We start from the raw sequence: 14901 nt of genomic DNA on the forward strand, positions 1-14901 counted from the left end.
ATGGCCAAGGATGAGGAAAAGGACGGGGATTCCCCGGGAAAACCGGATACAGACATTCCGGAGGATAGTATCTCCAAGGTCCTGCAGAGCTCCGATGTATCTGCGGCAGAGGCTCCGGCCAATATCCAGAAAAAGCCTCCCGGCACCAAACGTAAGCAGACCGTTGCATTAACCCTCGGTAGCGGGGGCGCACGTGGCTATGCCCACATCGGCGCCATAGAGATCCTGAAGGAGCGCGGTTACGACATCATCGCGATCTCGGGTTGTTCCATGGGCGCGCTGATTGGTGGCATGTACGCCGCGGGCAAGATGAAGGACTACAAGGACTGGGTCACCGGCCTCGGCCAGTTCGATGTACTCAAGCTGCTGGACGTTACCTTCAATTCAGTGGGTGCCATCCGTGGTGAAAAGATTTTTTCCGTGGTCCGGGAGATGCTGGGTGATACCCGGATTGAAGACCTGCCACTGGCCTACACGGCGGTTGCTACCGATCTGCTGGCCCACAAGGAAGTCTGGTTTCAGGAAGGTCCGCTGGACCAGGCCATCCGAGCCTCTGTCGCCATTCCAAGTGTTGTGACGCCCCTGGTGCTGAATGGACGCGTCCTGGTGGATGGCGCTTTGCTGAATCCGTTACCGATAATCCCGACCATCTCCGCCCACGCGGACCTGATTGTTGCGGTCAACCTCAGTGGCGAGGACGACCAGCGCCAGCGGATCCCGGACGCGGCCTTTGTCCACGATCAAGAAGCTTCGGAGATGGAAGAGTGGGTTGACGCCATCCGCGACAAGGCATCCCGCTGGTTTGACTGGGATACCATCAAATCACTCGGCTCCCGGAAAGTCGACAATGGAGAAAGTCCCGAGGAGAAAATCAGCCGGGAGGTCCACAAAAAAGAAAGCCACAAGGACCACGATAAAAAGCCAACCGATAAGAAACATCAGGAAGATCACGAAACCATCGACTGGGACAAGCTTGGCATAGGCAAATTCGATGTGATGAACCTGACCATCGAAACCATGCAGAGTGCGTTGGTGCAATACAAGATCGCTGGTTACCCGCCGGATTTGCTGGTCAACGTGCCCAAGAATGCCTGTCGGACCTACGACTACCACAAGGCCCCCGAGCTGATTCAGCTTGGGCGCGAACGTATGGCCCTGGCGCTGGACCGGTACGAGGCGAACAGGAGCAGCTCCGGCCCGTTGGCCATCTGAGCAGGATCCGGGCTGGTTTAGGCTGCGGGAGCGGGGCCAAACAGCGTATAATCCCGCGCTGACATGCGCCAGAACAGGAAATGATCCTTGTGACCAGTCCCATCGACGACCTTCAGACCGTTCGCGATTACCTTCGCTATGCCTCGACGCAGTTTGCGGCGTCGCCACTGTTTTTTGGCCATGGCACCGATAACGTCTGGGACGAGGCGGTTCAGCTGGTGATGCGCAGCGTGAACCTGCCACTGGAAAACAACGCCTTGTTCCTCGATGCGCGGCTCACCCGGGACGAGCGTGCCATGATTCTCGAACGTATCCAGCGGCGAGTGGACGACCGGGTCCCGCTCGCGTACCTGCTTGGCGAAGCCTGGTTCATGGGCATGCCGTTCCATGTGGACGAGCGCGTGCTGGTGCCCAGGTCGCCCATTGGCGAATTGCTGGAAAGTGGTCTCCAGCCCTGGCTGGGCGACACCGAAGTTACCCGGATACTGGATCTGTGCACTGGCAGTGGCTGCATCGGCATTGGCGCAGCCATGGTGTTCGAGGATGCCGAGGTGGATCTGTCCGATATTTCCGAGGACGCCCTGGCGGTCGCGGAGTCGAATATTGATCTTCATGACGTCCGAGACCGGGTACGCACCGTAAAGTCTGATGTGTTCGAGAACATTACCGGCCGCTACAATGTCATTTTGAGCAACCCCCCCTACGTGGATGCTGAAGACCTCGCGGATATGCCGGACGAATACCGCCATGAGCCGGAACTGGGTCTTGCCGCTGGGGCGGATGGTCTGGATATCGCCCACCGTATCCTGGCAAAGGCGGCCGACCACCTCACCGAAGACGGCCTGCTGATCGTGGAAGTAGGCAACAGTTGGGTCGCGCTGGATCAGGCTTATCCGGACCTGCCGTTCACCTGGCTGGAGTTTGAAAACGGCGGTGACGGAGTATTCCTGCTGCGGGGTGAAGATCTCCGCGCCTGGCAGGCCCGCGGTTAAACCGAATTTTCACAAGAACTGGATAAGATACTGAATCATGTCGGGAAATAGCTTTGGAAAACTGTTCACAGTAACCACCTTTGGTGAAAGCCATGGGGCCGCCCTGGGCTGCATTATCGACGGCTGCCCTCCGGGCCTGGAGCTTTCGGAAGCCGACATGCAGCGGGACCTGGACCGTCGCAAGCCGGGCACCTCCCGCCATACCACCCAGCGCCGCGAGGCGGACGAGGTGAAGATCCTGTCCGGGGTGTTCGAGGGCAAGACCACCGGAACGCCCATCGGCCTGCTCATCGAGAATACGGATCAGCGCTCCAAGGACTATTCCAAAATCTCGGAGCAGTTCCGACCGGCCCATGCCGATTACACCTACATGCACAAATACGGCGTTCGCGACTACCGTGGCGGTGGCCGCTCCTCGGCCCGTGAGACCGCCATGCGTGTGGCCGCCGGCGCCGTCGCCCGCAAATTCCTGGAGCAACGACTGGGCATCAAGATACGCGGCTACCTTTCCCAGTTGGGCCCCATCAAGGCGGAAAAGCTGGACTGGGACCAGGTGCACCAGAACCCGTTCTTCTGCCCGGACGCCGATAAGGTGCCGGAAATGGAAGCCTACATGGATGCGCTGCGGAAAGAGGGCGATTCCATCGGTGCCCGGATCAATGTTGTGGCCGATGGCGTTCCTCCCGGCCTTGGCGAGCCGATTTTTGACCGCCTCGATGCGGATCTGGCCCATGCGCTGATGAGTATCAACGCGGTGAAAGGCGTGGAGATCGGGGCCGGTTTTGATTCGGTTGAGCAGAAGGGCACCGAGCACCGGGACGAGATGACGCCTGAAGGCTTTCTTTCCAATAACGCCGGCGGTGTACTGGGCGGCATTTCCTCCGGTCAGCCGATCGTGGCAAGCATCGCCCTGAAGCCGACCTCCAGCCTTCGTTTGCCCGGACGCAGTATTGATGTGAACGGCAATCCGGTGGAGGTCATTACCACCGGCCGTCATGATCCCTGTGTTGGTATTCGCGCTACACCGATTGCTGAAGCCATGATGGCGATCGTTCTGCTGGATCACTACCTGCGTCATCGTGGTCAGAATGGTGATGTGAAAGTTTCTACACCCGTTATCGGTCAACTATAGGGTCGTAAGCCTGAATCCTGCACGAGTGGCGCCGTCCGGGTGAGGTGTTCAAAAATGTGGAGCGCCATGGATGGCGCGACCAAGCCCTACAGGGACGTATTTACGGGCGTTTTTTGAACACCTCACCCGGACGGCGCCACGGACTCTCGGGTTAGCTTCGTAAAGGAGTCCTGGTATTTACTGGCGGCTTTCGAATCTTTATTTCTGGTTTTTCGCTCTCTTGGGCGGCCTGCTTCCGTATTGGTCTCTGTACCTTGAGGGACGGGGCTATACCTATCTTCAGATCGCCACACTGATGGCGACTATTCAGCTCACCAAGATTATTGCTCCCAGCGTCTGGGGCTGGCTCGGGGACCGAAGTGGTCAGCGGGTCCGGCTTGTAAGGTTCGGTGCGATTACCGGTTCGCTGTTCTTTGCCGGCGTTTTCCTTGAGCCTGGCTTTTATGGCCTGTTGCTGGTAATGCTCGCCTTCACGTTCTTCTGGAACGCTATCCTGCCTCTGTACGAGGTGATTACGCTTCGCACCCTGGGAAAGGAGAAGGAGAAATACGGGCGGGTCCGGCTTTGGGGTTCAGTTGGGTTTATTGCCGCGGTAGCCGGGGTCGGGGGCATCCTCGAGATTGTTCCTGTCAGTTCACTCCCTTGGTTGTTGCTGCCGGTTTTTGCTGGCATTGCGGTCTCAGCTTTTCTGGTGCCATCAGAGCGCGGAGAGGTGAAGCCTAAAGCTCCCAAGGGCAGTCTGAAGGAAATTGTCACCCACCCGGCGGTGGTCACCTTCTTCTTGATGAACTTCCTGCTCCAGGTATCCCACGGGCCTTACTATACGTTCTTCAGCATCCATCTCGTACAGCACGGCTATGGCAAATTGCCGATCGGCTTGTTGTGGTCGCTGGGCGTGGTTGCCGAGATCGGGCTGTTCCTGGTGATGCACCGGTTCACGCGGCGTTTCTCCGTCCGTCAGATTGCCATCGGGGCCCTGGTACTGACCATGATTCGTTGGGCGCTGATTGCAGAACTAACCGATGTTATTCCCGTACTGATCTTTGCCCAGCTTCTACACGCGGCTTCCTACGGGGCGCTGCACGCGATTTCGGTGCAGTACATCCAGGGATTCTTCGGCAAACATCATCATGGGCAGGGCCAGGCTCTATACAGCGGCCTGACCTTCGGCGCCGGCGGTGCGGCGGGTGCCTGGATATCCGGGTTCCTGGTGGACGGAATCAGCACCAGCGCGGCGTTCTGGGGTGGCTCGGTCGCCATGGCCATTGCAGTGGTGATCACCTGGCGGGGGCTGAGGCCGCCGCCAGACAACACCTGAGACGAATTACTATTCTTCCGGATCCTCGTCGTCTTCCTCGATTTTGAGGGAAAGGCCACTGCCGGTCGGGCCGGAAGCGGCGGAAGAGTCGGCACCGCCCTGACCGTGCAGCTTGATCTTCAGGCGCAGGTTGTTGGCGGAGTCTGCGTTCTTGAGCGCTTCCTCTTCGGAAATCTTGCCCTCTTTCCAAAGGTTGAACAGCGCCAGATCAAAGGTCTGCATGCCAATGTTGGCAGACTTCTCCATGATTTCCTTGATGCCTTCGATTTCACCACGCAGGATTAGCTCGCTGATGGTGGGTGTGCCGAGCAGGATTTCGATCGCTGCGCAGCGCTTCTTGTCGATCGTTGGTACCAGTCGTTGGGAGACAAACGCGCGCAGGTTCATCGCAAGATCCATCAGCAGCTGAGGGCGCCGCTCCTCCGGGAAGAAGTTGATGATACGATCCAGCGCCTGGTTGGCATTGTTGGCGTGCAACGTGGAAATGCACAGGTGCCCGGTCTCGGCAAAGGCCAGGGCATGTTCCATGGTTTCGCGGTCGCGAATCTCACCGATCAGTATGACATCCGGAGCCTGGCGCAGTGTGTTCTTGAGCGCTTTCTGGAAGCTCCGGGTGTCAACCCCTACCTCGCGCTGGTTCACGATGCACTTCTTGTGGCGGTGAATGTATTCCACCGGATCTTCGATAGTAATGATGTGGCCAGCAGAATTGCTGTTCCGGTGATCGATAAGGGCGGCGAGGGAGGTGGATTTGCCCGAACCTGTGGCACCGACGAACAGAACCAGACCCCGTTTGGTCATCACGACATCCTTGAGAATCGGCGGCAGACCAAGGTCGTCGGCGTTCGGAATCTCGGTCACGATGTTCCGTGCGACGATCGAAATCTCGTTACGTTGCCGGAAAATGTTGATGCGGAACCGGCCCACATTGCGAATGCTGTAAGCCAGGTTCATCTCGAGCTCCTGTTCGAACTCCGCGATCTGCTCATCGTCCATGATGGTGTAGGCGATATCCTTGATCGCCCCGGGTTCCATGGGAGACCGGTCGATGGGCTTGAGCGCACCATGGAATTTGGCGCAGGGCGGGGCGCCGGTACTCAGGTAAAGGTCCGAGCCATCGTGCTTGGCCAGAATCTTGAGGTAATCGTCAAAGCCCATGTCTTCTCCTGATCGTCAATGATTTACGTTGATTCGCCCGTCTCCTCCTCCCGAACGACCTCCAGCAGCGCCCGCGCTGCCTGGCTGAGCTGACGTCCGGCCAGCCCGACACCACCCAGCATCCGGTTAACGGGATAGCCGGTCTCCAGCTTATGGACCGACTCATCCAGCATGCTCACCGGCAAAACACTCCAACCAAGACCGACACTCGTCATCATCTTGAGCGTCTCAAGGTAATTGGTCGGTATCTGCTGTTTCAGCGGAAGATTCGCCTCCAGGAAAAGGCGACTGACAGTCCGATAGGTGGCGGTAGTGGTATCCGGCAACAAAGCCGGGTAGCGGGCAAGATCCTCAAGCGACGCCGAAACCTGCCCGGACAACTCATGATCCCGCCCGACCACAAACGCCATGGGATCGGACCACTGTTCGTATACCACGAACTGGCTTCCCATACTGTCACTGAGTGTGACAAACGCCAGCTCCGCGTTACGTTTGAGCATCTGCGCGTAAGCAGCATCCGACTCCATGAACTGCAGATTCAGCCGAACTTCCGGATAGTCACGGGAAAAACGCCTGAGCCAGTTGGGCAGATGGTGCAGCCCGATGTGGTGCGAGGCGATAATCTCCAGCTCTCCACTGATCTCACCGTCGTCCGCTGACAGCGCCACCCGGGCGTTGTGAACCTCGTCCAGGATCTTTCTAGCATGGGGCAGCAACCTTGTTCCGGCATCCGTCAGTCTTATCTCACGGTGGCTGCGGTCAATCAGCTTTGTACCCAGCTGGTTCTCCAGAGCCGCCAGGCGTTTGCTGATCGCCGGTTGGGTAAGGTGCAGAACCTCGGCGGCTTCCGAAAAGGAGCCCTGGTCGACAATGGTGAGAAACGCTCTCAGAGAATTGGAATCCATTTCCGGACATTTCCCCCGTCGGTGGCACTCAAAAGTTTGGGGGCTGGTTTGATCCGGCTTTCCAAAACTGTGCGGAGCCATGGATGGCGGAGCTCAAGCGCCACATGGGTGAGGCCGAGCGTTAATGAAGCGAAGCTTCATGCGACGGCCGAACGACCGCAATCTGTGATTGCGGGCTGGACCCCGCAGGGGTGCCGCAAGGAGCGTGTTTTGGAAAGCCGGATCAAATCAGACCTTCCACCAAAGCTAAGATATTCCAGGAAGGAATGCAAAGAATAAAAAACATGAATTGAGGTTATGCAGCCCAGGGGAGTACCATAACCAACAATGAAGTCAAAACCAGAAACCCCCAGAGAGTGAGAGAGAACCATGGCGGGCAAGACCTTATACGACAAATTGTGGGACGATCATCTCGTCAAACAGCGGGACGACGGCTCCGCGCTGATCTACATCGACCGACAGCTGCTGCACGAAGTCACCTCACCGCAAGCGTTTGAAGGCCTGCGCCTCGCCGGCCGCAAGCCCTGGCGGATCGACGCCAACATCGCCACCCCGGACCACAACGTCCCGACCACCGATCGCGACAAAGGCATCGACGGCATCGTCGACCCCGTATCCCGCACCCAGGTAGAAACCCTCGACAAGAACTGCGACGAGTTTGGCATCCTCGAATTCAAGATCAAGGACCAGCGCCAGGGCATCGTCCACGTCATCGGGCCAGAGCAGGGTGCCACCTTGCCGGGCATGAGCATCGTCTGCGGTGACTCCCACACCTCCACCCACGGCGCCTTCGGCTGCCTGGCCCACGGTATCGGTACCTCCGAAGTAGAGCACGTGCTGGCCACCCAGTGCCTGGTGCAGAAAAAAATGAAAAACATGCTGGTCAAGGTCAACGGCAAGCTTGGCCCCGGTGTGACCGGCAAGGACGTGGTCCTGGCCATCATCGGCAAGATCGGCACCGCCGGCGGTACCGGCTACGCCATCGAATTTGGCGGTGAAGCCATCCGCGGCCTCAGCATGGAAGGCCGGATGACCATCTGCAACATGTCCATTGAAGCCGGCGCCCGTGTCGGTATGGTGGCGGTGGATGACACCACCATCGACTACGTCAAAGGCCGCCCGTTCTCCCCGAAAGGCGAGACCTGGGACAAGGCCGTAGACTACTGGCGAACCCTGCACAGTGACGACGACGCCGAGTTTGACAAGGTGGTCGAGCTGGACGGCTCCGCCATCATGCCGCAGGTGAGCTGGGGTACCTCTCCGGAAATGGTTGCCGGTGTCGATGGTGCGGTACCGGACCCGGCCAGGGAAGAAGATCCCATCAAGCGCGAAGGTATTGTCCGTGCGCTGAAGTACATGGGTCTGCAGCCGAACCAGAAGATCACCGACATCCAGCTCGACAGGGTGTTCATCGGCTCCTGCACCAACAGCCGCATCGAGGATCTGCGGGAAGCCGCGGCCGTAGTCAAGGGTCGCAAGGTTGCATCCAGCCTCAAGCAGGCCATGGTTGTGCCCGGCTCAGGCCTGGTAAAGGCTCAGGCCGAGAAAGAAGGTCTGGACAAGATCTTTATCGAGGCGGGCCTCGAGTGGCGCGATCCGGGCTGCTCCATGTGCCTGGCCATGAACGCCGACAAACTGGGGCAGGGCGAGCATTGTGCCTCTACCTCCAACCGGAACTTCGAGGGCCGACAGGGCTTTGGTGGTCGTACCCACCTGGTCAGCCCGGCCATGGCCGCCGCCGCTGCGGTGACCGGTCACTTCGTTGATGTCCGAGAATTGATGCACTGAACCACAGGAGAGACACCATGCGAGCATTTACGCAACACCAGGGTATCGTTGCCCCCATGGACCGTTCCAATGTGGACACGGACATGATCATTCCCAAGCAGTTCCTGAAGTCCATCAAGCGGACGGGCTTCGGCCCGAACCTGTTTGACGAGCTGCGCTACCTGGACGAGGGCAAGCCGGACCAGGATTGCTCACAGCGCCCGATCAATCCGGATTTCGTGCTGAACCAGGATCGCTACAAGAACGCCAGTGTGCTCCTGGCCCGCAGCAACTTCGGTTGCGGCTCCAGTCGTGAGCACGCGCCCTGGGCGCTGGATGATTTCGGCTTCCGGGTCATTATTGCCCCGAGTTTTGCCGATATTTTCTACAATAACTGCTTCAAGAATGGCCTGTTACCCACTGTTTTGCCGGAAGAAGTGGTTGACCAACTGTTCCGTGAGACGGAAGAGAGTGAAGGCTATCAGCTGACGGTGGATCTGGAGGCGAAAACCGTGACCACGCCGTCCGGTGAATCCTTCAGCTTTGAGGTGGATGACTTCCGTCGGCACTGCCTGCTCAACGGCCTGGATGATATCGGCGTCACCCTCGAGGACGCCGATCTGATTCGCGATTACGAAGAAAAGCGCAGGCAGTCCGCGCCCTGGCTGTTCAATGCCGGCAACTGATCAAGCTCACTGACTTTAAGGAAGAACTTCATGTCCAGAAATATTCTCATGCTCCCGGGTGACGGAATCGGCCCTGAAATCGTTGCCGAGGCTGAAAAGGTCCTGAACCAGGTGAATGACCAGTTCAGCCTGGGGCTGAGCTTTGAAACCGCGCTGGTCGGCGGTGCCGCCATTGATGAGGAAGACACACCACTGCCCGAGGAAACCCTGGAAAAGGCAAAGGCGGCTGACGCCATCCTGCTCGGCGCGGTCGGTGGCCCCCAATGGGACAGTTTGCCCATGGCCAAGCGTCCGGAAAAGGGGCTGCTCGGACTTCGTTCCAATCTCCAGCTGTTTGCCAACCTGCGCCCTGCAATCCTGTATCCGCAGCTGGCTTCCGCGTCCTCGCTCAAGCCAGAAGTGGTTTCGGGGCTGGATATCATGATCGTGCGCGAGCTGACCGGTGGTATCTACTTCGGCCAGCCCCGGGGCCTGCGTGAACTCGAGAGTGGTGAGCGGCAGGGTTACAACACTTACGCCTACACCGAATCGGAAATTCGTCGTATTGGCCGGGTGGCCTTCGAGGCGGCCCAGCAGCGGGGCAAGAAGCTGTGCTCCGTCGACAAGGCCAACGTGCTGGAAGTGACTGTTCTGTGGCGGGAAATCATGGAAGACCTGAAGCGCGAATACCCGGATGTGGAGCTGTCCCACATGTACGTGGATAACGCCGCCATGCAGCTGGTACGGGCCCCCAAACAGTTCGATGTAATTGTGACTGGCAACATGTTTGGTGATATTCTTTCGGACGAAGCGGCTATGCTTACCGGCTCCATCGGCATGTTGCCGTCCGCATCGCTGAATTCCCAGAAGCAGGGAATGTACGAGCCCTGCCACGGTTCGGCGCCGGATATTGCCGGTCAGGGCATTGCCAATCCGCTGGCCACCATCCTCAGTGCTGCCATGATGTTGCGTTATAGCCTGGGTGAGGAAAATGCCGCAGAAGCCATCGAAGCGGCGGTCAGCAAGGTCCTGGATCAGGGCCTGCGCACGGCTGACATCATGTCGGAAGGCGCGCAGAAAGTGTCCACCCGGGAAATGGGTGAGGCAGTGCTCGCAGCACTCTGAGCGGGCAATTCCGGTTCAGACCGATAGAGACCCGACGGTAACAGGATGCAGTTGCCGCGGGATCATCCATCCTGTCCCTGCCAGCGATAACGGTAGCGGGCGGGGATAATAGTACTCCGTCAAGATGCTATTGCGTGATTCAGTCAGTGCGCCTTGCAGGACGAGCCCTGTTTAGCGCTGAATCACGCAATAGCATCTTGACGGAGTACTAAGGTTCAAAGGTTGCACATGAAGCGAGTTGGACTTGTAGGTTGGCGTGGCATGGTGGGCTCGGTCCTCATGCAGCGCATGCGTGAAGAAAACGATTTCGCTGACATCGATCCGGTGTTTTTCTCCACCTCCCAGACCGGGAAGCCGGCTCCGGATGTTGGCAAGGAAGGCATTCCGCCGCTGCAGGACGCTTTCGATATCGATACGCTCAAATCCATGGACGTCATCGTGACCTGTCAGGGTGGCGATTACACGGGAGGGGTTTACCAGAAACTGCGTGACGCAGGCTGGGAAGGCTACTGGATCGATGCCGCGTCCACTCTGCGGATGGTTGATCATTCCGTGATCGTCCTGGACCCGGTTAACCGCAACGTAATCGATGACGCCCTGGACAAGGGTGTGAAGGATTACATTGGCGGTAACTGCACCGTCAGCCTGATGATGCTGGCCCTCGGGGGACTGCTCGAGCAGAACCTGATCGAGTGGGTATCTCCCATGACCTATCAGGCCGCTTCCGGTTCTGGGGCCAAGCACATGCGGGAGCTGCTGAACCAGATGGGGGCACTCAACAGCGCCGTGAAATCGGAGTTGGACGATCCGTCCTCCGCCATCCTGGAAATCGATCGCAAGGTGACCGACACCATGCGCTCCGGCGATTTCCCCACGGAAAACTTCGGGGTGCCTCTGGCAGGCAGCCTGATTCCGTTCATCGACAAGCAGCTCGATAACGGCATGAGCAAGGAGGAGTGGAAAGCGGGCGTCGAAACCAACAAGATTCTCGGTCGTAGCGACAACCCGATTCCCATCGACGGTATCTGTGTTCGTGTCGGTGCCATGCGTTCCCACAGTCAAGCACTGACTATCAAGCTTAAGACGGATCTGTCCGTTTCCGAGATTGAAGGGATTCTGGCCAAGGCCAATGACTGGGTGAAGGTGATCCCGAACGACCGGGATGCGACCATGGAAGAACTGACGCCGGCGAAAGTGACCGGTACACTCAGCATCCCCATCGGACGAATCCGAAAGCTGGCCATGGGCCCGGAGTACATCTCCGCGTTTACCGTTGGTGACCAGCTGCTGTGGGGCGCTGCAGAGCCGCTGCGCCGCATGCTCCGGATCCTTCAGGAGCGTTAGGAAGTGTTGCACAGGGGTAATTAATGCCAACTGTGTCCGGTTTCGGAAAACAGGTTGGGGGCGGAGGCTGATTTCGGCCTCCGCCCCTGTTATTTTCAGGGAACCTAGGGGGTTCCGGCTTTAAGATAAAAAAGTGCTACAAGGATTGAATCTGATTGATTGATAAACGAGGCTTTATCAACAATACTTTCGAAATTGAATGTTAAAATCGCGACATAATAATGAAGATTATCCAGACGGAAGTCATCCAACCTCATCCGATTCTGTTTTGAACAAAGCAGTAACGAATAACGGAGACTGGAAAGGAAAAAGCATGAAGGTACGCAAGCTTGCGGTTGCCCTGGCTCTGGCGGGAGGGCTCGGTTCCGGCGTTGCACAAGCCCTTGGGCTGGGAGAAATCGAACTTCAGTCCTATCTGAATGAGCCGCTGGATGCGGAAATCGTTCTGCCCCAGAGCCGGGGAGTGAGCCCTGGCGATATTCTGGTCAATATTGCTTCGGATACCGCTTATGAGCGTGTGGGGCTGGATCGCAATCAGTTTCTCAGCAAGCTCCGTTTTGAGGTTGTGACCGGTACCGACGGTAATCTCGTGGTCAATGTCTCCTCCCGGGAACCCCTGCGCGAACCGTACCTGAATTTCCTCCTGGAGCTGACCTGGCCGAACGGCCGCCTGATGCGTGAATATGCGGTGCTGGTTGATCCACCCGTTTACGCCGAAGAGTCCGGCGTTCGTGAACAGGTAACGGCATCCAGCGCCACCACGCGTACCTCCGAGCCTGCCGCTCAGCCAGCCCGCAGCAGCGAATCCATCCGGCGCCAGGCCGAGGCGGAAAGCTCTCTCGGTCGTGGCTATTCAGCAGATGCCTTTGGCCCCACCGGCCCCTCCGATACCCTCTGGACAATCGCCTCACGCGTCCGTCCCGATAACAGCGTGTCCATGCAGCAGGTGATGCTGTCCCTTCAGGATCTCAATCCGGATGCCTTCATCGGTGGCAACATCAACAGGCTGAAGCGCGGTGAAGTGCTGCGGGTACCCACCAAAGATCAGATCCAGAGCCGTACCCGGGCTGAAGCCACCCGCATCGTCAGTCAGCAGAATCAGGAATTCCGATCTCTCCAACGCACGGTCGATGCCACCCCGACTCCCCAGCAGGCGGAGCCAGCCGATCAAGCTGCAGCGGGTGGTGGAGACGCCGAGCTGAAGCTCCTGGTGGCCGAGGAAAGAGACTCCCGCGATACCACCGACGGTGGTTCCGCCGGCGGTGACAGTGATTTGCCCGGCGGCGTGGATGCCGGTGAAGCCATTGCCATGGAAGAGCTGGAGAGTGCCCGCCGTGAAAATGCGGAACTTAACAGCCGCGTTGAAGACTTGCAGGATCAGGTTGAGACACTGCAACGTCTGCTTGAGCTCAAGAATAACCAACTTTCCGATTTGCAGCAGATGGCCGGAGAGGGCGATGCTGAAGCAGTAGCGGGCGAAGCCGGAGCGTCGGGTGAAAGTGAGTCGGCTCCAATAGCTTCCGCAGCGGATGCCGCCGAATCAGAATCAGAAGCAGCTGGCACGGGCGAGAATTCCGAAACTGCCACTTCTGAAACCGAGGCCGAGCCGACAACTGATGAAGCGGAGCAGGGTGGAGCCGACACCGACATGGCAGCTGAGGAAGCAGCTGCAGATAGTTCTGGCGATGAGGCTCGGGAAGCCGATGTTGGCGGCACAACGGATGAAGCTACAACTGCACCGGCGCAGCCGCCGCCGGCTCCACAAAAAGCGTTCCCCGGCAATATCATTGACATGATTGTCAACAATCCCATGTACCAGATCGCGCTGGGCGGTGGCCTGATTCTCCTGCTGCTGCTCCTGCTTCTGGTTGCACGCAGGAATGCCAGTCGGGAGAAGGAGTTCTACGAGCAGCTCAATACCGATTCCGAGGGTGAATCCGATTCTTTCGAGGTTGATCTCGGTGATGAAGAAGCTAAAGCTCCGGAAGCTGCTGATGCACTGGCCGAGGCGGACCGATACGTTGCCTACGGTCGGACGGACCAGGCGGTACAGACCCTGGAAACCGCAATTTCGCGTGAGCCGAGCCGAACCGATCTGCGTCTGAAACTGTTGGCTCTATACGCTGACAATCAGGATCGTCAGTCCTTCGAGAAGCAGTTTGGTGAAATTGAAGCCTTCGAGGACGAGGATGCGCTTGCCGAGGCCAATTCGCTCCACAGTCGTCTCCAGGAGGCGGAGTCGGTCCCGAGCATTGATGACCTTGAGTCACAGCTTCGTTCCGATTCGTTTGGCACAGCTCAGGAAGATGCATCCGCGGAGACGTCTTCGGAGGCTGAAGTATCCGACGAACTGCTTGCAGACCAGTACGATGCATCAAAGGAAGAGCAGGTTGAAAACGAGTTCGGTGATTTTGATACCGAATATGCTGAATTCGATCTGAGTGATGTCGAGCAGGCCGAGGAAAAATCCGAAGATGCTGCGGAGGCTGAGTCCGAGCCCGCCGGTACCCAGGACGACATGATCGAGTTCGATCTGTCCTCCCTTGAGACGGAAGATGAAGGCGACCCGGAAGCGCAGAACGAAGAGACCGATTTCTCGTCTCTTGAAATGGATCTGGAAGAGCCTGCCGAAGAGTCAAAGGAAGGCCAGAGTGATGAGTTCTCCCTGGAGCTGGAGGATGATTCCGGTAAACCGGCAGATGCGGAAGGCGAAGAAGTGGAATCTGAGCTCAGCGGTCTGGACGAGTCGTTCCTGGATGAGCTGGATGCCGAACTCAACAACGTCGCAGGCGAGGACGAGCTTGGCGGTGATGAGATGGAGGAGTCCTCACTGGATGATCTGGAGCTGGATGTCTCTGACGAGGATCTCGCCCTGATGGAGGAGTTCTCCGATTCCGCGGATAGCACCAACCACCGTGAGGAGGAGCCGGCATCCCTCAACGAGGAGCTGGGTCTTGAAGACACCCTTGGCGAAGGCGACGTGATGGGAGAGGGTGAGGAATCCAGCCCTGAACAGGAAGTTGCCGAGATCAATGGGTCCGAACTTGGCGAAGACGACGACTTCGACTTTCTGGCCGGCACCGATGAGGCAGCGACCAAGCTGGACCTGGCTCGCGCCTACATCGAGATGGGTGACAGCGACGGTGCCCGGGATATCCTTGAGGAAGTGACACTGGAGGGTGATGACGCCCAGAAGGCAGAAGCCCGGGATCTCCTTAAAAATCTGTCCTGATCCGTTATAATTAAACCTTCAGGTGACGAGCGCCGGCCCCGGTTCACGGGA

The 14901-nt window shown here is 58.1% G+C and carries 11 protein-coding genes; 9 read left to right on the forward strand and 2 right to left on the reverse strand.

The annotated features are described in order from the left end of the window. The 4 genes from R6W86_RS08495 (at position 1) to R6W86_RS08510 (ending at position 4654) form a co-directional block, all read left to right on the forward strand. A complete protein-coding gene (locus tag R6W86_RS08495; RefSeq protein WP_410328928.1) occupies positions 1-1212 on the forward strand; it encodes a patatin-like phospholipase family protein in 1212 nt (403 codons plus the stop codon). Positions 1213-1301: 89 nt separating this feature from the next. Then, positions 1302-2204: a 50S ribosomal protein L3 N(5)-glutamine methyltransferase gene (prmB, locus tag R6W86_RS08500; RefSeq protein WP_410328929.1), complete on the forward strand. Its 903-nt coding sequence runs from the start codon at positions 1302-1304 to the stop codon at positions 2202-2204. Between the two features lie 37 nt (positions 2205-2241). After that, a complete protein-coding gene (gene aroC, locus R6W86_RS08505) occupies positions 2242-3336 on the forward strand; it encodes a chorismate synthase (RefSeq protein WP_410328930.1) in 1095 nt (364 codons plus the stop codon). A gap of 220 nt (positions 3337-3556) precedes the next feature. Further along, positions 3557-4654, forward strand: a complete 1098-nt coding sequence (locus R6W86_RS08510) for an MFS transporter (protein WP_410328931.1) — start codon at positions 3557-3559, stop codon at positions 4652-4654. A gap of 9 nt (positions 4655-4663) precedes the next feature. Here the strand turns inward: R6W86_RS08510 and R6W86_RS08515 are convergent, their stop codons facing one another. Together R6W86_RS08515 and R6W86_RS08520 are read right to left on the reverse strand one after the other, a co-directional pair. Continuing rightward, positions 4664-5812: a PilT/PilU family type 4a pilus ATPase gene (locus R6W86_RS08515; RefSeq protein ID WP_410328932.1), complete on the reverse strand. Its 1149-nt coding sequence runs from the start codon at positions 5810-5812 to the stop codon at positions 4664-4666. A 23-nt stretch (positions 5813-5835) separates the two neighbouring features. Next, entirely contained in the window at positions 5836-6717 is an 882-nt protein-coding gene (locus tag R6W86_RS08520; RefSeq protein ID WP_410328933.1) for a LysR family transcriptional regulator, read from the reverse strand. 369 nt (positions 6718-7086) lie between these two features. Here R6W86_RS08520 and leuC point away from each other — a divergent pair, with 369 nt between their 5' ends. The 5 genes from leuC to R6W86_RS08545 all read left to right on the forward strand — a co-directional run bounded on the left by leuC (position 7087) and on the right by R6W86_RS08545 (position 14850). Beyond that, the gene (gene leuC / locus R6W86_RS08525) at positions 7087-8505 is read left to right on the forward strand and encodes a 3-isopropylmalate dehydratase large subunit (RefSeq protein ID WP_410328934.1); all 1419 of its coding nucleotides are present in this window, start codon (positions 7087-7089) and stop codon (positions 8503-8505) included. A gap of 17 nt (positions 8506-8522) precedes the next feature. Continuing rightward, a complete protein-coding gene (gene leuD, locus R6W86_RS08530; protein ID WP_410328935.1) occupies positions 8523-9170 on the forward strand; it encodes a 3-isopropylmalate dehydratase small subunit in 648 nt (215 codons plus the stop codon). Between the two features lie 30 nt (positions 9171-9200). Continuing rightward, entirely contained in the window at positions 9201-10274 is a 1074-nt protein-coding gene (gene leuB, locus R6W86_RS08535; RefSeq protein WP_410328936.1) for a 3-isopropylmalate dehydrogenase, read from the forward strand. Positions 10275-10502: 228 nt separating this feature from the next. Continuing rightward, entirely contained in the window at positions 10503-11618 is a 1116-nt protein-coding gene (gene asd / locus R6W86_RS08540) for an aspartate-semialdehyde dehydrogenase (RefSeq protein WP_410328937.1), read from the forward strand. A gap of 313 nt (positions 11619-11931) precedes the next feature. Next, the gene (locus R6W86_RS08545; RefSeq protein WP_410328938.1) at positions 11932-14850 is read left to right on the forward strand and encodes a FimV/HubP family polar landmark protein; all 2919 of its coding nucleotides are present in this window, start codon (positions 11932-11934) and stop codon (positions 14848-14850) included. Positions 14851-14901: the final 51 nt, after the last annotated feature.

It is taken from the genome of Marinobacter sp. (assembly GCF_046484525.1).
In the GTDB taxonomy this organism is placed as follows: Bacteria; Pseudomonadota; Gammaproteobacteria; order Pseudomonadales; family Oleiphilaceae; genus Marinobacter.

Bases quoted from the DNA above. Each gene is read 5' to 3' on its own strand.
- R6W86_RS08495 (WP_410328928.1), top strand. From the start codon at position 1: ATGGCCAAGGATGAGGAAAAGGACGGGGATTCCCCGGGAAAACCGGAT.
- aroC (WP_410328930.1), top strand. From the start codon at position 2,242: ATGTCGGGAAATAGCTTTGGAAAACTGTTCACAGTAACCACCTTTGGT.
- R6W86_RS08515 (WP_410328932.1), bottom strand. From the start codon at position 5,812: ATGGGCTTTGACGATTACCTCAAGATTCTGGCCAAGCACGATGGCTCG.
- R6W86_RS08520 (WP_410328933.1), bottom strand. From the start codon at position 6,717: ATGGATTCCAATTCTCTGAGAGCGTTTCTCACCATTGTCGACCAGGGC.
- leuC (WP_410328934.1), top strand. From the start codon at position 7,087: ATGGCGGGCAAGACCTTATACGACAAATTGTGGGACGATCATCTCGTC.
- leuD (WP_410328935.1), top strand. From the start codon at position 8,523: ATGCGAGCATTTACGCAACACCAGGGTATCGTTGCCCCCATGGACCGT.
- leuB (WP_410328936.1), top strand. From the start codon at position 9,201: ATGTCCAGAAATATTCTCATGCTCCCGGGTGACGGAATCGGCCCTGAA.
- asd (WP_410328937.1), top strand. From the start codon at position 10,503: ATGAAGCGAGTTGGACTTGTAGGTTGGCGTGGCATGGTGGGCTCGGTC.
- R6W86_RS08545 (WP_410328938.1), top strand. From the start codon at position 11,932: ATGAAGGTACGCAAGCTTGCGGTTGCCCTGGCTCTGGCGGGAGGGCTC.